Origin of the sequence: Halobacterium zhouii (assembly GCF_021249405.1) — an archaeon.
GTDB lineage: Archaea > Halobacteriota > Halobacteria > Halobacteriales > Halobacteriaceae > Halobacterium > Halobacterium zhouii.
The window spans coordinates 2,303,514-2,321,485 of sequence record NZ_CP089593.1 but is presented as its reverse complement, the minus strand read 5'-3'; the positions used below and the strand labels follow the sequence as shown (position 1 = coordinate 2,321,485).

Sequence of the window (17,972 nt, the reverse complement as noted above, 5' to 3'; positions counted from 1 at the left end):
CTCGTGGTTCTCACTCGCTCCCTGCGGTCGCTCGTTCCGAACCACGCTATTCGTCGAGCCACCCCTCCGGGTCCGGCATCCGGTCGGCCTCTGGGAAGAACTTCTCGTACCCGTCGTGGTGGATTCGGCCCAGCACCGTGCCGTCGAGTTTCTTGACGTGCGTGTACATCTCGCCCTCCTCACGGGCCGTGTACGCACACATCTGCCCGTCGTGCTGGAGGTACGCGCCGGCGATGAAGATGGCCTGCTCGGTGTCGGGGTCGCGTAGCTCCGTCACCATGAACACGTGCCCGAGTTGCGTCTGCCGATAGACGTCGTACACCGGGAACTCACCCTCCTCGAGCATCTCCTCGAACGTCGCGCCGTCGTCGGCGCCGACGACGTACGAGAGTCCGAACTCACCCTCGTCGTCCTGTGTGTCGCGCCCGATCGCCGCCGTGTCGCCCGCCGCAATCGTCAACACGTCCCATCCTTCGTCCTCGTACTCGTCAGCGAGCGCCTCCATGTCGTTCAGGGTGGCCTCCCACGCCTGCTTCTTATCGTCGGCCTTCTCGGCCTCCCGCTCCAGTCGTTCGGTCTGCTCCTCGAACTGGTCCTCCTCGCCCAGCAACTCGTCGTCGTCGTCTGTGATGCGTTTCTCTGGCATACCCGCGGGTTGGGTGTTCGCACTGAAGAAAGTTCCGCGCCGCTCAACCGTCTCACCGCGCTACGGGCCGATTCCGAACGCCTGCTCGAGGACGATGGAGGTCCCGAGCATCAGAAGCGACGCGAGGAACAGCCGAATGCCCGTCGGCAGGCGGTGGTTCGGCTGTATCCGCCTGAACCGCGCCGGCGGCAGGTCCTGCACGAGCGACTGGAAGCCGGTCTCTCCGTTCGGCGGAACGCCGAACGGGTCGCGGCCGTCGTCGTCGTCCTCCCACGCCTGCGTCGGAAACAGCAGGTAGGTCGCGTAGCCGAACGCCAACCACCCGAAGACGAACAGGCCGTACTTCACACCCGGCGCCACGCGTGATCCGACCGCGACGGCGAGCACCGCCGACGCCGCGACGAACAACAGCGTGGTCGCCACGACGTACGTCACGAGGTCGAACAACTGCCCGACCTGGTCGGCCTCCGCCTCGACGGACTCAGTCGCGGTGGACATCGAACGAGTGGTTATCGGCTGTACCCGTGCGATTTGAGGAACTCGCCGGGCTCCTCGTAGTCGTCCGTGTGCCGGTGGCAGTGACTGATTCGGCCGCCCTCGTCGACCACGTGGTTCTCCGGAACCTCCGTCTCGCAGACGCTCCCGAACGCCTCGCGCATCTCCTCGCGCGCGGCCTGGAAGTCGTCACGCTGGACGCACTCGAGAGCCGAATCGACGTGCTGCCTGACGTTCGTCGGCACGTCGTGGCCTTCGAACACGTCGTCGATGACCTCCTCGAAGTCGACGTCGCCGGTGTCAACCCCGAGCAGTTCCTTGACCCGTTCGGACACCGACTTCGAGGTGCTGCCGCGCTCGCGGAGCACCTCCCGCAGGATCTGGATGCCCTCCCAGACGCCGTCGTCCAAGTCGCGGTACTCCTCGGGGCGGATCTTCATCGGGCAGCGCGTCTGGAACACGCACCCCGATGGCGGATTCCGCGGACTCGGCGGCGTCCCGCGGAGCGTCATGCGGTCTCTCTCCAGCGTCGGATCCGGCTCCGGAATCGCCGACAGCAGCGAGTTCGTGTACGGGTTCGCCGGGTCCTCGAAGAGGTTATCCGCCGGCCCGAGCTCCATCACGTTGCCGAGGTACATCACGGCGACGCGGTCACAGATATGCTCGACGACCGAGAGGTCGTGGGCGATGATGAGGTACGTCAGCCCGAACTCCTCCTGGAGGTCGTTGAGGAGGTTCAGGATCTTCGCCTGCACGCTCACGTCGAGTGCGCTCACGGGTTCGTCGAGCACGAGGAAGTCGGGTTCGAGCGCGAGCGCGCGGGCGATACCGACGCGCTGGCGCTGCCCACCGGAGAACTGGAACGGGTAGCGGTAGTAGTGCTCCCGCTGAAGGCCTGCGGTCTCGAGCAGTTCTCGGACGCGGTTCCGGCGCTCCTTCGGCGTTTTCCAGTCGTGAACGTCGAGGGGTTCCCTGACGATCTCCCCGACGGTCATGCGGTCGTTCAGGCTGCCGTCCGGGTCCTGAAACACCATCTGAACGTTCTGGCGCCACTCCTTCAGGTCGGAGCCCGACAGCGTCGTGATGTCGGTGCCGTCGTACAGCACCTGACCGCCCGTCGCATCCTCGAGTTGCATCAGCGTGCGCCCGAGCGTGGACTTCCCACAGCCGGACTCGCCGACGAGACCGAGGGTCTCGCCGCGCTTGATGTCGAAGCTCACGCCGTCCACGGCCTTCACGGCGGACCCGCCGAGGAGTCCACCTTCCTTGCCGTAGTAGGTCTTCAGATCCTTCAACTCGACGAGCGTTTCGCCCGTACCGGCCGTCACATCGTCCTTCGTCTCCTGATAGAGCGTAGTCATTCTGACACCTCCTTCTCGGTGGTATCGGTGCGAGACTGATGCAACTCGACCGCCTCGTCCTGCGAGACGTCTTCCGGATAGAGCAGGCACGCCGCCGTGTGGTCGTCGACGCCCTCCGCAACCTCCACGTTCACCGGGTGAACCTGCTCGCAGTCGTCGAAGGCCTTCGGGCACCGCGGCGCGAACCGGCAGTACGTCGCCGGTTCGTTCGGCGTCGGCACCTCGCCCTCGATGGTCGTGAGCTCGTCGCTCTCGCTGTTTCCGGGGATGCTCTCTAGCAGTCCCTGCGTGTAGGGGTGCTTCGGGTTCTCGAACAGTTCCACGACGGGCGCGGACTCGACCATCTCGCCCGCGTACATCACGTTCACGCGGTCCGTGATCTCCGCGATCACGCCCATGTCGTGGGTGATGAACATGATGCCGAGGTCGTGCTCGGTCTTCAGGTCCTCCAGTAGCTCCAGAATCTGGGCCTGGATGGTGACGTCGAGCGCGGTCGTCGGCTCGTCGCAGATGAGCAGGTCGGGGTCGCAGGCCAGCGCCACCGCGATGACCGCGCGCTGGCGCATTCCACCGGAGAACTGGTGGGGGTACTCCTTCACGCGGCGCGGCGCGTCCGGGATGCCGACCGCTTCGAGGAGTTCGATGGCCTCTTCGGTGGCCTCCTTGCCCCGCATTCCCTGGTGGAGTCGCAGCGACTCCTTGATCTGGTTACCGACCGTGTACACGGGATTCAGGGAACTAAGCGGGTCCTGGAACACCATCGCGATTTCGCCCCCGCGGACGTTCTGCCACTCCTTCTCGGAGTTGTCGGTGAGCTCCTCGCCCTTGTAGCGGACGGACCCGCCGACGACCTTCCCGGGGTTGTCGATGAGCCCCGTGATGGAGCGCGCGGTCACCGACTTTCCGGATCCGGACTCGCCGACGATGCCGACCGACTCGCCGCGGTCGATGTCGAAGCTCACGCCGTCCACGGCGCGGATCGTCTCCTTGTCGGTGAAGAACGTCGTCTGGAGGTTCTCCACCTGCAGCAGCGGTTTCTGGTCTGTGCGCTCGTCTGCGGCGTATTCTTGCTGACTCATCAGGCACCACCCCCTGCGGCCGCGGTCTCAGCGGCAGCGTCGTCACCGCTGGACTGCGGGTCGATTGCGTCACGGATGCCGTCTCCGAACGCGTTGAACCCGAGCACGAGCAGCGTGATCGCGACGCCCGGGATGATGGAGATGTGCCACGAGCGGGTCTGGATGAGGCCCTGCCCCATCGCGATGGCGCGCCCCCACTCGGGCGTCGGCGGGAGGACGCCGAGCCCCAGGTACGAGAGGCCCGCCGCCCCGACGATGTACCCACCGAGGGACATCGAGAGGTAGATCAGCAGGTAGCTGATGATGTACGGCGCGACGTGCTTGCGCACGATGTTCCACGGGCGCTCACCGAACCCTTCGGCCGCGAGCACCCACTCGTTCTCCACGATCTGGAACGCGGGGCCACGGACCGCACGCCACAGGTACATCCACCCCCATATGCCGAACAGCAACGCGAGGAGGAACGCCCCACTGTAGATCTCCTTTATCCAGTGGTTCTTCAGCACCTCCAGGAGCATGATGAGCACGAGCAGCTGTGGCATCGCGGAGAACGCGTCGGCCGTCACGACCGCCGTCAGGTCAGCGAGGCCCTGGTAGTAGGCAGTGAGGAGCGCGAGCGAGAGCGCGATACCGCCCGCTATCGTCGACGCGAAGATGCCGATGAACAGCGATATCCGGGCGCCGTACGCCATGAACGTGAACAGGTCCTTCCCGGACGGTAACGTCCCGAACGGATGGAATCTGCCGAACTTGTCGGTCGTCCACGGCCCGACGTTGCTCTGTGCGCCCTTCGAGGTCGTCTGGATGTTCGCCAGACCGACCGTCACCGTGCGCGTGGTGTCGAGTTGGGCGTCGTAGTACGTAGTGTTGTGCCCGTACGGATTCATGATGTTCGCCTCCTGGGTGGTCGGGCTGACCGTCGGCGCGAACACCGCCATGATGAGGAAGATAGCGACGATGACGAGTCCGAACTGGCCCCAGCTGTGGCCGCGGAACCGGTCGACGATGTCGTCGGCGGGCGACCAGTCCGCGTACCGGTAGTGGCGGCGGAACACGAGGTAGCCGCGCCACGCCCAGTAGAGGAAGACGAACGCGTACACGTACACCAGTGCGACGCGGAGCATCCAGGCGTGCCGGGAGGACAGGCCGAGGAAGGTGTTCACCCAGCCCTGCTCGGGGTGGTAGTATCCCCGGTTCGGGATGAGCGACCGGTCGAGCAGCGTCGGCAGGTCGGCGAGTCGGTCACCGATGCCCGCGAACACCGACGCGATGGACGCGATGATGCTGCCGAGCACCGGAATCGCGTCCGCGATGGGGTTGACAATCGAACCCCACGGGACGGCCATCAACCCGCCCACGAGCGCGCCGAACTCGACGGCGATGAGGATGGCCATGACGGCCCCCCAACGCGCTGCGGGTCCGGGGTTGTTTCTGATTCGCTGTACGAGCGTCGTGTCTTCTCGTTCAGTCTCGTTTCGCATGTGTTATCCCTCGAACCCGACCCGTGGGTCGACGATGGTGTACAGGAAGTCCTGTGCGATGTTCATGCCCACGAGTAGGAGGATGAAGATGTACATCAGCGACCCTGCGAGCGGCAGGTCCCCACTCGTCACTGCGGTGAGGAACAGCCACCCGATGCCGTTGATACCGAACACCGTTTCGATGAGCACCGACCCGCCGATGAGCACGCCGGCCTCCGCGGTGATGACGGGGATCAGGGGCAGCAGTGCGTTCCGGAAGATGTGCTTCCAGACGATGGAGCGGCCGGGAACTCCCTTTGCGCGCGCCATCTCGACGTAGTTCGAGTTTCTGGCCTCGAGGAACGCGGTGCGCCCGATGCGCATCTCGTTACCCATCGACGCCGACCCGAGGACGAGCGCGCCGGGAATCACGAGCTTCGACGCCATGATGAAGTTCTTCGGTTTGAAGATGTTCTTCATGTCCGGCGCGCCCGCGACGTTCGTAGAGTAGATGAAACTCTCCCAGTCGAATCCGAAGAGGAACTGCTCCGAGCGGGACAAGATCATGAGCATCAGCACGGCGAGCCAGAAGTTCGGCATCGCCCGCCAGACGATGCCACCGAACGACGCGGTGTAGTCGCCGAGCGTGTTCGGATTGAGGCCCGCGTAGAAGCCCAGCGGGATACCGATGAACAGCGGCAGCAGGATCGCCCACGCGCCCATCAGGATCGTCCGGGGCGCGAACGCCAGAATGACCTGCATTGCGGGTGTGTCCGGGGAGATGACCCACGAATCCCCGAGGTTGAACAGGAACATGTCGATGACGTAGTCGATCCACTGCTCCCAGAGGGGTTGATTCAGGCCGAGTTGTCGGTGGATCCGAGCGACCGCTTCGGGCGTCGCTTTGATCCCGAGGATCGCGTACGCCGGGTCGATGGGACCCGCGTAGATGATGAAGAACGTCAGCGACGTTCCGAACAGTATCACCGGTATCGCGAGAACGAATCGCTTTGCGAAGTAGGTCCAGCGGCTCATGAGTATGTCCTACGAGTTGTGGTACTCGTTTGCATTCTTTTATGTCTGTTATGGTCGTTTAGGTCTTGCGTTTTGGGGGCTCTGCGCGTGGAAACTGGCTGGTTTCGTGTCCGAAAAAACGCCAGGGCGGCTGGTGGAGGGCTACTTAATTCGTTACTCGTACTGTCCGCGGTCGCCGATCTTGACGTTGTTCTCCTTCGACCGGGACGAGCCCATCGCACCGAAGCGCGGCGCCTCGATCCAATCGTAACTGTAGCTCTGGCGGATGCCGTGCTCGAACGGCAGGAGCACCGCGTCCTCCCAGTTCGCGCGCTCGATGGTGAGGTAGGCCTCGGCTCGCGCCTTGGCGGCCTCCTCGGAGAGACCCATGTTGTTCTCGATCTTCTTCCAGGCGTCCTTGGCGCGCTGGACTGCGTCGGTGTCGAGTGCGCCCCAGTTCGAGTAGGCCGACCCGTCGGGCGTCATCGTGTTCGGCGGGTTCATCAGCGAGATGAAGTTGTCTGCGCCGGGGTAGTCCGCGATCCACCCGAGGGTGAACATCTCGAAGTTCCCGTTGCGACCGCGCTGGAGGAACGTCGACCAGTCGGCCGTGCGGAGCTGCAGGTTGATGTGCGCCTGTGCGAGCTTGTCGCGGAGCAGCGTGTACGCCTGCTGACCCCAGCTAGACGCCAGACTGCTGTACATGTCGAAGTTCAGCGTGTACTGGTTGTCCGAGCTGTAGCCCGCGTCTTCCATGACCTGCCGGGCCTGCTGGATCTTGGCCTTCCCGCTGTACGGGTACTCGCTCTGGAGCTCGTTGTAGCGAGTCGCGCCGCCGGGGAACAGCGCCGGAGGCGTGAAGAAGTACGCCGGCTTGCTCGGCGTCGAGATGATCTGGTTGTTGATCGTCTCCTGGCTCATCGCGTACGCGACGGCCTTCCGGACCGGACCCGGGACCGCCGGGCAGTTGAACGAGTAGTAGTACGTGGACAGCGTCGCAACCTCGTAGTACTCCGCCGTCATGCCGTTCGGCTCGAAGGGACCGTAGGTGCCGTAGCGGCGGCCCTTGTCGTCGGTGCCCTCGAAGTTGCGGAGCTCGGGCTTGTAACGCGAGGACGGGATGACCGGGCCGTCCGCGTTGACGTTCACGGTCGCGTACGTGTACGCGGGGTTGATCTCCGTGAAGACGCTGACGTCCATCCCGGCGTTCATCACGTCGCCGCCGTGCCAGTCGTCGCGAGCGTCGATGCTGATGTTCGTCGCCTGCTGCCAGTCGGCGAGCGTGTACGGGCCCGCGCCGACCGGGTTCTTGGTGGCGAACTCGTCGTACGGCATCTTCGGGTCGCTGACCGACTCGAGGTCGCCGACGATGTTCTTCGGGACCAGCGCGAACGAGGAGTACGCGATCAGTTCGATGGCCGCGTAGAACGGCTGCTTGAGCTTGAGCGTAACCTCGTAGTCACCGTTGGGTTCGATGGCCAGCGTGCCCGGCTTGTACACCGTCTGGGGCTCGCTGCCGTCGTCGTCGTTGTCCGGCTGCTCCATCGTCTCGTGCTGGATGCCGAGGAAATTGAGCAGGAAGCCGGCGCGCCGCGAGTTGCTGGAGGCGGCGAGTCGCTCCCAGGAGTACACGACGTCGTCAGCGGTCACTTCGTCGCCGTTGTTGTACTTCGCGCCCTCCTTGAGCTTGAACGTGATCTGCTTGCCGTTGTTCGACGTGGTGTAGTCGGTGGCGAGCAGGTTCTCCGCGTTAGCCTCGCCGTTCGGATACGTGGTGAGGCAGTCGAAGATGTTCCGGATGAACCGACCGGAGGCGGTGTCGGTCGCCTTGATCGGGTCCATCGTGGAAGCCGTGCCGGTCATGACGCTGCGGTAGCGTCGGGACGGGTCGTACTGGAACTCCCCCTCGGTGGTCTGGTCGCCCCCGGTGGTCTGGTCGCCTCCGGTGGTCGGTTCTTCGGTGGTGTCGGGCTGGCTACCGCCATCGGTACAGCCGGCGAGGGCTGCGGCGGTCGCGGCGGCTCCCGTTCCTTTCAGGAAGCGCCGACGGGAAAGGTTGTCAGTGTCTGTCATCCATGCTCGGGTTACGAATCTATAGTGATAAACTTACCGCTCCTGACGGCCAGTCAAGAGAAATTTTCCTAACGACTGGGCCTGAACGCTTCCCTTTCGGCCTTCAACTGGTACTCAAGTCGCCTTCAACTGGGACCAGAATAGTTACCGCGTGCGCGCCACCCGGGTGCCGCGTGTGCGCATCAGTCCGGTGGAGTTAAGTACACGGTGTGATGTTATACCATACGTCATGGCGACTGATGCCGCGTGTCCGCCGACGCCGCGTGACTCCGGGACCGACGTGATGGCTTCCCTCGACGGTGACGGGTCGGATTCCCGACTCGTCATCGCCGACATCTCCCGCGACGAGGCGTGGGTATCGATGACGGCCAACGACGCCACACCGCTGCCGGCGTGGCGATAGGCCGACTCGCCGCCGCGTGCGCATCGACCCTTACTCCGTAGTTCTAACCGACCAGCGGTCCGCTTCGCTCGTCCGGTGACCGACCGCGCACTCGTTGCCGTCGCCCGCCGGTGAGACGGCAGGACTTTTCCTCCCTCGCAGCAATGACGTGGTCATGAACGTTCGCGAAGTCGAAACCGAACGCGAGTTCCTCGCACGCCTCGAGCACGGCGCCGACTGGCGCGAGGAACTCGAGGAACTGGCCGCCGCCGAGGACCTCGACGCGGCGTGGTTCACCGCCATGGGCGCGGTCCAGGACGCCGAACTCTGGTACTACGACCAGGACGACTTCGAGTACAAGGCCGCGCGCTTCGAGGAACCCCTGGAGGTCGCCGCCTGCGTCGGGAACATCTCGCTGCTGGAGGGGGAGTTGTTCGCCCACACGCACGCCGTTCTCTCGCGGCGCTCGGGGCAGGCGCTCGCCGGCCACCTCGACCGCGCGACCGTATTCGCGGGCGAGGTCTACGTGTGCGAACTCGACACCACACTGGAGCGCGAGCACGACGACGCCACCGACCTCGACCTCTGGCTCTGATGCGTCCGGAAGACGAGGCTTACTTCGAATCCCTGGAATCGCGACTCGAGAACGCCTTCGATGTCGCCGAGCGCGCGAAGTCCCGGGGAGAGGACCCGAACCCGGAGGTCGAGATTCCGGTCGCCCGCGACATGGCCGACCGCGTCGAGAACATCCTCGGCATCGACGGCGTCGCCGAACGCGTCCGCGACCTGGAGGGCGAAATGAGCCGCGAGGAGGCCGCCCTCGAACTCGTCGAGGACTTCGTCGAGGGCACCGTCGGCGACTACGAGACGAACGCCGGAAAGGTCGAGGGCGCGGTCCGCACGGCCGTCGCCCTGCTCACCGAGGGCGTGGTCGCCGCGCCCATTGAGGGCATCGACCGCGTCGAGGTGAACCAGAACGACGACGGGACCGAGTACGTCGCCGTCTACTACGCCGGTCCGATTCGCTCTGCCGGTGGTACTGCCCAGGCGCTGTCTGTCCTCGTCGCCGACTACGCGCGCTCGCTGCTCGACATCGAGGCGTTCCAGCCCCGCGACGACGAGGTCGAGCGCTACGCCGAGGAGGTCGCGCTCTACGACACCGAAACGGGCCTCCAGTACTCCCCGAAGGACAAGGAGACGAAGTTCATCACGAACAACTGCCCCGTGATGCTCGACGGGGAGGCGACGGGCAACGAGGAGGTGGATGGGTTCCGCGACCTCGAACGCATCGACACCAACTCGCCGCGCGGCGGGATGTGTCTCGTGCTCGCGGAGGGTATCGCGCTGAAAGCCCCGAAGATCCAGCGCTACACGCGGAACCTCGAGGAGGTCGAGTGGCCGTGGCTTCAGGACCTCATCGACGGCACCATCGGCGAGGACGACGGAAACGAGGACGACCAGGCGGAGTCGGCGGACGCGAGCGCCGACACCACGGGCGACGCGCCCGAGGCGGCCTCGGAGCCCGACGGACCGCCCCGCGTCGACCCCTCGAAGAAGTTCCTGCGGGACCTCATCGCGGGCCGCCCGGTCTTCGGGCACCCCTCACAGACGGGCGGCTTCCGTCTGCGCTACGGCCGCGCCCGGAACCACGGGTTCGCGACGGCGGGCGTCCACCCCGCGACGATGCACCTCGTCGACGACTTCCTCGCCACTGGCACCCAGATCAAGACCGAGCGGCCGGGGAAGGCGGCGGGCGTCGTGCCCGTCGACTCCATCGAAGGCCCGACCGTGAAACTCGCGAACGGCGACGTGCGCCGCATCGACGACCCCGAGGAGGCCCTCGAGGTGCGCAACGGCGTCGTGGACATCCTCGACGTCGGCGAGTACCTCGTGAACTTCGGGGAGTTCGTGGAGAACAACCACGACCTCGCGCCCGCATCGTACGCGCCCGAGTGGTGGATACAGGACCTCGAAGCAGCGGGCGCCGACGTGCAGGCGCTCCGGGACTCGCCGTACGCCGACCTCGAGAACCCGGACGCCGACCAGGCACTCGAGTGGGCGACCGAGTACGACGTACCGCTTCACCCCGCGTACACGTACCTCTGGCACGACGTCGAGATTCAGGGCTTCGTCGCGCTCGCAAACGCCGTCGCCGGCGCGACCGTCGAGGACGGAGCGGCGTCGTCGAGAGCGACCGACGAGTCCGCTGGCGACCTCGTCCTCCCGAATACTGAGGCCGTCCGCGAGGCTCTGGAGGCACTACTGGTCGAACACACGCAGAGCGAGCAGTCGATTCGCGTCCCCGACTGGCTCCCGCTCGCGCGCTCCCTGGGCGTTACGGAGAATCTCGACCGCGAGTGGGACGGCCTGAGCGACGAGGCCCGCGAATGGCCGAACGCGATGAAAGCCGTCCGTGAGGTGGCGCCGTTTGCGGTGCGGGAGCGCGCGCCGACCCGCATCGGCAATCGCATGGGCCGCCCGGAGAAGTCCGAATCCCGGGACCTCTCGCCTGCCGTCCACACGCTGTTCCCCATCGGCGAAGCCGGCGGCAGCCAGCGCGACGTCGGGAAGGCCGCGCGCCACGCCCCCGAGATGAGCGACACGCCCGGCGAGGTCGACGTCCGCCTCGGCGTCCGGGAGTGCCCGGACTGCGGCGAGGAGACGTTCGAACCCCGGTGTGAGGACTGCGGGACGTGGACCGACCCCCACTACGAGTGCCCGGACTGTGGCATCGCCGCGGAACCCGACGAGGCGGGGCGCGTCGAGTGTCCGCGCTGCGAGCGCGAACTCGACAACGTCGAGACCCAGACCGTCGACGTGCAGGCCGAGTACCGGGACGCCCTCCAGGCGGTCGGCGAGCGCGAGAACGCCTTCGACGTGTTGAAAGGCGTCAAGGGGTTGATGTCCTCGGAGAAGGCGCCCGAACCGATGGAGAAGGGCGTGCTCCGCGCGAAACACGGCGTCTCCTCGTTCAAGGACGGCACCGTGCGCTACGACATGACCGACCTCCCGGTGACGTCGGTGCGCGCGAGCGAACTCGACGTTACTGTCGACCAGTTGCGCGACCTCGGGTACACGGAGGACGTTCGCGGCGACCCCCTCGAACACGACGACCAACTGGTCGAACTCCGCGTACAGGACGTCGTACTCTCGGACGGTGCCGCCGAGCACATGCTCAAGACCGCGGACTTCGTCGACGACCTCCTCACGGAGTACTACGGTCTCGACCCGTTCTACGAGGTCGAGGACCGCGACGACCTGGTCGGCGAACTCGTCTTCGGGATGGCGCCCCACACGTCCGCCGCGGTGGTCGGACGAGTAATCGGGTTCACGAGCGCCGCCGTCGGATACGCTCATCCGTACTTTCACGCGGCGAAACGCCGGAACTGCTTCCACCCTGAGACGAAGGTGTGGTTCGAGGATGAACACGGTGAGTGGCACTACGACCCCATCGAGGCACTCGTGGAGGAACGCCTTGACCCCGAAACCGCCGACGAGGACGACTTCGGCACACTCGTACAGGAACTCGACGGCGACGTGCTCGTCCCATCGGTGACCGAGGACGGTGAGGAGACGCTTCAGCAGGTCGATGCCGTGTCGAAGCACGTGGCGCCCGACCATCTCGTCGAGGTTGAGACGAAGAGCGGGCAGGAACTGACCGTGACTCCGGACCACCCGCTCCTCCGCTGGAACGGGGAACAAACGGAGCGCGTCGACGCCCGAGACGTCGAAGCAGGCGATGCGCTGCCGGCGTACCCGGGGGAAGCTCCGGTGAAGACCGGAGCCTCGGCTTCTGCCATCACCGACGGTGGAAGCGTCGCCGCCGACGAAGTCTCGTCTGTGGAATTCGTTCGGAGTGATGTCGACGCGACCTACTCCATCACTGTCTCCGAGACGCACACGTTTGTAGCGAACAACCTGTACACCGCCAACTGCGACGGGGACGAGGACTGCGTGATGCTCCTGATGGACGGCCTCGTGAACTTCTCTAAGTCGTTCCTGCCGGACAAGCGGGGCGGCCGCATGGACGCGCCGCTGGTGATGTCCTCGCGCATCGACCCGACCGAGATCGACGACGAGGCGCACAACATGGACGTCGTCGAGCAGTATCCACGGGAGTTCTACGAGGCGACGCGGCGCATGGAGGACCCCGGCGACTGGGAGGACGAGGTCACCATCGCGGAGCAGAACCTTGGCACGGACCGCGAGTACACCGACTTCGCGCACACACACGACACGTCGAACATCGCGCTCGGCCCGGACCTCTCGGCGTACAAGACGCTCGGATCGATGATGGAGAAGATGGACGCCCAGCTCGAACTCGCGCGGAAGCTCCGCGCGGTCGACGAGACGGACGTCGCCGAGCGCGTCATCGAGTACCATTTCCTGCCAGACCTCCACGGGAATCTCCGGGCGTTCAGCAGACAGGAGACACGGTGTCTGGACTGCGGGGAGAAGTACCGCCGGATGCCCCTCTCGGGGGACTGCCGGGAGTGTGGCGGGCGCGTGAACCTCACCGTCCACGAGGGCTCTGTGAACAAGTACATGGACACCGCGATTCAGGTCGCGGAGGACTACGACTGCCGCCCGTACACGAAACAGCGCCTCGAGAAACTCGAGCGGAACCTCGAGAGCATCTTCCAAAACGACAAGAACAAGCAAAGCGGCATCGCGGACTTCATGTAGTACTTTTTGCTGCGGTCGTTCGGCGCTTACGCGCCTCACTCCCTGGCAAAAAGCTACGCCAAAAAGCGCTCCTCCCTCCTTCCGTCAGAGCAAGCTCTGACGACGTCACGTTCGCCTCCGGCCACGTGACTGTCGCGCTCACTTCGTTCGCGCGGTGGTCAGTCGTCGGCCCGCTCTCGCTCGCGGTGAGTTTCGTCGTCCTCACTGCACGAGACCGCACCCTCGCCGGTCGGCGATTGGATTTATGCCTGATGCCGGCGTAGTTCCCCGTATGAGTGGCCACGGTGAAACACCGTCGGAGGAAGGAGAGAAGGAGGCGAGCGAGGAGATCATGCAACTCGACCTCGGGCAGCCGGTCTACAACGAGGACGGCGAGAAGATCGGCAAGATACGGGGCTTCGAGCGCGGCGGCTTCTTCGTCACGACGCGTGAGGGCGTCGAGAGCCTGAGCGTCGAGCACGCCCGGGCGGGCCACGAGTACGGCGAGGCCGAGTTGATGTGGCGCTGTACGAACTGCGGGGAGATGGGCGAGATAGACGACGGGCTCCCGGATACGTGTCCGAACTGTGGCGTCGAGAAGGAAGAACTCTACTACTGGACCGAGGACTGAAGCGGACTAGGTCGAGGGCTGAGGCGGACTAGAACGGCGCCTGCGGGCCTTCGTCTTCGTCGCCACCGTCGTCGCTGGTCTCTTCACCGGGGAACGACGGGCTCATCCCACTGCTTCCCCCGTCGCCACCCATGCCGGCCTCGGCGTGGACGGTCTCGACCTCGGGGATCTCCTTGGTCATCCGGGACTTGATGGCCTGGATCGTCATCGGGGAGATGCCACACCCCGAACACGCACCGCCGAGCTGGAGGTGGACCTCCCCGCTCTCCCGGTCGATGCTCTGGATCGCGGCAGTGCCGCCGTGCATCTGAATCTGCGGGAAGTTCCGGCGCAGGAAGTTGTTGACGCGCTCCTCGAGGTCCGTCCCGTCCTGACTCTCGGTGCTCATAGGCGTGGGTTGGCGCTCGCGGTGCTTAGGCCTTTTCGTCGCCGACCCCGAAGATGCGACGGAGTTGCGTCCGGATCTCCTGGATGTACCGCTCGAGGACGGCGTCGACCTTCTCGTCGCTCGCGAGCACGCCGTCGAGTCGCTCGAGGGGGTCTTCGGGGAGGTCGACAGTGAACTCGCCGTCGCCCTCGTAGTGGGGTTCGCTCTCCGCGAGGATCTGCTGGTCGATGCGGTGGACGAGGTCCGAGTCGTACTCCTCGTTCATCTCGTTGAACGCGCGCTTGTACGCGGTCTGGAGCTTCGGGAAGTAGTCCACGTACTTCTCCTCCTCGAACGTTTCGGGCGTCAGGTCGGTCATAGATGGCGATTGGGTGGGCCGATTAAAGTCGTCGTCGGTCGGCACCGTCACTATCACCTTCCAGCCCCGGTATCACTCTGCTGACTTGTACGCCTTCAATCCACTACCACGCGACAACGAACCTGCACGTACGGTGCCACTATCCTTGTCCTTCTGTTGATAGTACGGTGTTCCATGGAACGACGCGCATTCCTCAAGAAGGGGTCACTCGTCGCGACTGCTGGTCTGGTCGGCATCGCCGGGTGTGGCAATCCGGAGGGCGACGGCGGTGGCGGAACCACGACTGGAGCGGGCGAGACGCAGACCACCACGGCCGGCACGACACAGGCTACGCAGACCACCCAGGCCACCGAGACGACGCAGGCGGGCACGACAGAAGGGGCGCAGACGACACAGGGCGAGACCACTCAGGGGAACCAGACGACACAGGGTGGGACGACGAACGAGACCGCTGGCGGAACCCAGACGGGGACGGCGGGCGGCGGCGCGGGCGCCACGAACACCGTACAGATGGTCACTGAGGGCGGGAACTACTACTTCAACCCGATCGGTCTGTACGTCGAACCAGGGGAGACGATTACGTGGGTGATCGATAGCGGAAGCCACTCGTCGACAGCGTACGCCAAGGGGACGGGTGGGGCGTCCGTGCGCCGCATCCCCCAGGACGCAGAACCCTGGGACAGCGGTATCCTGTCCGAGCAGGGAGCGTCGTTCGATCACACGTTCGAGGTGCCGGGCACGTACGATTACTTCTGTATCCCACACAAGTCACTCGGCATGATCGGTCGCCTCGTCGTCGGCGAACCTGGCGGCCCCGCGGAGGGAACCCAGCCTCCGGACGGCCAGGTCCCCGAGAGCCAGCGGATCGTCGAACAGGGCGCCATCTCGTACAGCGAGTTCCACGAGTAACTCTGTTCGCCGCTCGTCGACGAACCACCGCCAGAAAAATTCTATATCCCAAAATAGGATTCATTGACGTAATGTACTCGCCCCGACTTAAACGAAAGTGGGGTTCTCGATTCCGGTGTCGCGGGGCCAGTTCGGTGGAATGGTCCGGGCGGCCGCTCGGGGCCCTCGGACACTCCGCTGGAAATGGCCGACGTGCTCCCCAACGCGAGGCGCGTCGCGTAGCCTGCGGAGTCAATGGTTGCTGGGCTTCTGGATTCCTTCCAGTGTTGAGCCCAGCCCGCGGTAACATAGTGTCGTAGCGCTGGGCCGCGCGCACGTGATTGCTGAGTGAATCTTCTTCGGATCGTCCTCCTGAGAAGATCGATAGCTATCAGCACGAGAGGATGCTAGCACGAACTTCTACTGGTAACTGGCGACGCCTGGCGTCTCGGCGTCGCCGAATCACTCTTTCTCTCTTTGAACATCGGGATACCCCCTCCCTCTCGGATTCTACGGCTTCTAGTGCCCGAACAACTGATTTTCTGGCCCTCACTCACAATCGAAATCCGTCCCAATAAACTCTATGATGGGATATCAAAATCCAGGGGCGTGGCGAACTGTTGCCCACAGACGCCACGCTGTTCGCGGCTCGTCTACTGTATCAGCCACTTGCGCCGCCGAAAACGAGATTCTCAGCGCAGTTGGTCGTCGACGAGGTCGCTCGCAGCGTCGAGAAACGCTCGTTCCTGCCCCTTCGGCACAGTCGCCCCTGCAGCGACCGTGTGGCCGCCGCCGTCGCCGCCGACCGTCTGGGATGCTTCGCCCATCACTACCGAAAGGTCGAGTCCCTGCTTCACGAGCGCGGGTGTGCCGCGCGCGGACACTTTCACCTCCTCGTCGTTCTTGTTCCCGAAGCCGACGATCGGGCGGTCGCTCTCGACGCCCTCGGCGCCCATCGCCATCCCTGCGACGATGCCGACGATCGTCTCCCGGATGCGGTCCTCGGCGTGGAACCACTGGAGGTCCTCCTCGACGGTGACGCCCTCGTCTTTCACCCACGCCAGTCCCTCGGAGAGGTTTCGTCGGTGGGTCTGGAGCAGTTCGCGGGCGGCGTCGAGCGCCCCGTCCCGATTCCCGAGACAGACAGCTAACCCGACGTCTCCGCGCTCGTACCGAGCTGTCGCGTTCAGTAGCGTGGAGAACTCGCTCGCGTCACGGAGCTCGGTGCCAGGTGTCTCCTCGGTGAGCGTGTACGTCGTCCCAACGAGGTCCGTCACCTTGTCAGTAGACACGCCGTTCCGGACAGCGCGCTTGACGAGTCCGCTCACGACGGTCTGGCGCTCATCGACGTCGAGACTCGCCCACGTCCGCCAGTCCCCGCCGTCGTGCAAGTCCAGGTCGAGTGAATCGAGGAACCGCACCGCGCCGCCCTGGTCGTTCGTGATGCCGGGGACGTACACCTCGCTCGCGTACTCCAGCAGTTTCGGGAGCGGACGCGTCTGCGTGCCGTACAGCGCGAGGTCCTTCGCGGTGTCGAGAACGCCGGCTTCGACGCCTTCTGCGGCGATCTCGACGTTCGCGCCAACGAGCTCGCCTTCCTTTGTCTGCATGTCGCCGACGGCGCCGACCACCGCCAGCGCAGCGAGGTCGGTCGCGCTCTCGCCGAGCAACGCACGCGCGAGTACGTAACTCGCGCCGGCACCTGACAGCTCTTTCCCGCCGTCCACACCCTCCAGCAGCGGATTCAGGTGGAACTCGGTGTCCGCGTCCGCGGGCTGGTGGTGGTCTGCGATTACCGGCGTGAAGTCGCCGTCGTCCTCGTGTTCGGTGATCGTTTCCAGTTGCCCGCTTCCGAAGTCAGTGAACAGCACGGTCTCGTGGTCGTGGGCGGCGATGCCCGCGATCTCCTCGTCGTCCAGTTGCTTCGAGAAGACGACGTCGTGGGGGATCTCGGCGCGTTCGAGCGCCGTCGACGCGATGCCCGCGCTCGTGAGGCCGTCGGCGTCGATGTGCGAGGCCAACAGCACGCTGTCCGCGTCTTCGAGCGCGTCCGCGCAGGCGTTTGCGCGCGTTTCGAGTTCCGGAACCGGGGCGTCCATCGGGAGTGGATAGCGCGCTCTCCGGTATAAACTGCCGGCCTGCCGCCCGGACTCGTATCGAATAGCATCAGGTGTGCTGGCTGTCTCCTTCTGAGCACTGCCGTTCGAGAATTTTGTATCGCAGTATCTGGTTTATTCCTGTTGCGCGTTCTACTATGCCGGACACAGAGTTCGGCTAGACTCAGGCTGTATGATGCCCGGCGCGGACGTTTCCACATCACCTGGCCAGTAGAGCGGGCTCCTGCAGCTTATATCTCTTCTCGAGATCGAGACGGGGTCTTTTTCGTTCCTCCTTTGCGCTGATCGGTCTCTTCTGCCACGTCACTGGTTGCTGTGGTGTGTGGCGTACATTTTCGATTCAAAATTCGACTATCTCGGTCAATCCGGTCTCGAATCCGGGTTCGGCTGAGATCTAATCCCTGGTCTGTTCACG

Annotated in this window: 15 protein-coding genes; 5 read left to right on the top strand and 10 right to left on the bottom strand. The window is 64.8% G+C overall.

From position 1 onward, the window contains the following. Positions 1 to 46: 46 nt before the first annotated feature. The 7 genes from LT970_RS12220 to LT970_RS12190 all read right to left on the bottom strand — a co-directional run bounded on the left by LT970_RS12220 (position 47) and on the right by LT970_RS12190 (position 8,128). The gene (locus LT970_RS12220) at positions 47 to 646 is read right to left on the bottom strand and encodes a DUF7529 family protein (protein ID WP_232686755.1); all 600 of its coding nucleotides are present in this window, start codon (positions 644 to 646) and stop codon (positions 47 to 49) included. A 60-nt stretch (positions 647 to 706) separates the two neighbouring features. Further along, entirely contained in the window at positions 707 to 1,144 is a 438-nt protein-coding gene (locus LT970_RS12215) for a DUF7555 family protein (RefSeq protein ID WP_232686754.1), read from the bottom strand. An 11-nt stretch (positions 1,145 to 1,155) separates the two neighbouring features. After that, positions 1,156 to 2,502, bottom strand: coding sequence for an ABC transporter ATP-binding protein (locus tag LT970_RS12210; protein WP_232686753.1), 1,347 nt, complete (start codon positions 2,500 to 2,502; stop codon positions 1,156 to 1,158). Continuing rightward, positions 2,499 to 3,581 carry an ABC transporter ATP-binding protein gene (locus LT970_RS12205; RefSeq protein WP_232686752.1) on the bottom strand — a complete coding sequence of 361 codons (1,083 nt, stop codon included), beginning with the start codon at positions 3,579 to 3,581 and terminating at the stop codon, positions 2,499 to 2,501. The genes LT970_RS12210 and LT970_RS12205 overlap by 4 nt, the downstream gene beginning before the upstream one ends. After that, positions 3,581 to 5,062, bottom strand: coding sequence for an ABC transporter permease (locus tag LT970_RS12200; protein WP_232686751.1), 1,482 nt, complete (start codon positions 5,060 to 5,062; stop codon positions 3,581 to 3,583). The genes LT970_RS12205 and LT970_RS12200 overlap by 1 nt, the downstream gene beginning before the upstream one ends. 3 nt (positions 5,063 to 5,065) lie before the next feature. Then, a complete protein-coding gene (locus tag LT970_RS12195) occupies positions 5,066 to 6,076 on the bottom strand; it encodes an ABC transporter permease (RefSeq protein WP_232686750.1) in 1,011 nt (336 codons plus the stop codon). 153 nt (positions 6,077 to 6,229) lie between these two features. After that, on the bottom strand, positions 6,230 to 8,128 hold the full coding sequence (locus tag LT970_RS12190; protein ID WP_232686749.1) for an ABC transporter substrate-binding protein: 1,899 nt from the start codon (positions 8,126 to 8,128) through the stop codon (positions 6,230 to 6,232). Between the two features lie 229 nt (positions 8,129 to 8,357). Between LT970_RS12190 and LT970_RS12185 the strand changes: the two genes are divergently transcribed. The 4 genes from LT970_RS12185 (at position 8,358) to LT970_RS12170 (ending at position 13,806) form a co-directional block, all read left to right on the top strand. Continuing rightward, positions 8,358 to 8,531, top strand: a complete 174-nt coding sequence (locus tag LT970_RS12185; protein WP_232686748.1) for a DUF7556 family protein — start codon at positions 8,358 to 8,360, stop codon at positions 8,529 to 8,531. A 154-nt stretch (positions 8,532 to 8,685) separates the two neighbouring features. Next, positions 8,686 to 9,105, top strand: a complete 420-nt coding sequence (locus tag LT970_RS12180; protein ID WP_232686747.1) for a PPC domain-containing DNA-binding protein — start codon at positions 8,686 to 8,688, stop codon at positions 9,103 to 9,105. Continuing rightward, a complete protein-coding gene (locus LT970_RS12175; RefSeq protein ID WP_232686746.1) occupies positions 9,105 to 13,196 on the top strand; it encodes a DNA-directed DNA polymerase II large subunit in 4,092 nt (1,363 codons plus the stop codon). Before LT970_RS12180 ends, LT970_RS12175 begins: the two co-directional genes overlap by 1 nt. Before the next feature lie 271 nt (positions 13,197 to 13,467). Further along, positions 13,468 to 13,806 (top strand): TFIIB-type zinc ribbon-containing protein, encoded by a 339-nt coding sequence (locus LT970_RS12170; protein WP_349292215.1) that lies wholly within the window; start codon positions 13,468 to 13,470, stop codon positions 13,804 to 13,806. A 28-nt stretch (positions 13,807 to 13,834) separates the two neighbouring features. Here the strand turns inward: LT970_RS12170 and LT970_RS12165 are convergent, their stop codons facing one another. Beyond that, on the bottom strand, positions 13,835 to 14,194 hold the full coding sequence (locus tag LT970_RS12165) for a NifU family protein (protein WP_232686745.1): 360 nt from the start codon (positions 14,192 to 14,194) through the stop codon (positions 13,835 to 13,837). A gap of 25 nt (positions 14,195 to 14,219) precedes the next feature. Beyond that, positions 14,220 to 14,552, bottom strand: a complete 333-nt coding sequence (locus tag LT970_RS12160; protein ID WP_232686744.1) for a DUF5783 family protein — start codon at positions 14,550 to 14,552, stop codon at positions 14,220 to 14,222. Between the two features lie 174 nt (positions 14,553 to 14,726). Between LT970_RS12160 and LT970_RS12155 the strand changes: the two genes are divergently transcribed. Then, positions 14,727 to 15,461, top strand: a complete 735-nt coding sequence (locus tag LT970_RS12155; protein ID WP_232686743.1) for a plastocyanin/azurin family copper-binding protein — start codon at positions 14,727 to 14,729, stop codon at positions 15,459 to 15,461. Positions 15,462 to 16,132: 671 nt separating this feature from the next. Here the strand turns inward: LT970_RS12155 and recJ are convergent. Next, a complete protein-coding gene (gene recJ / locus LT970_RS12150) occupies positions 16,133 to 17,539 on the bottom strand; it encodes a RecJ family nuclease (RefSeq protein ID WP_232686742.1) in 1,407 nt (468 codons plus the stop codon). Between the last annotated feature and the right edge of the window lie 433 nt (positions 17,540 to 17,972).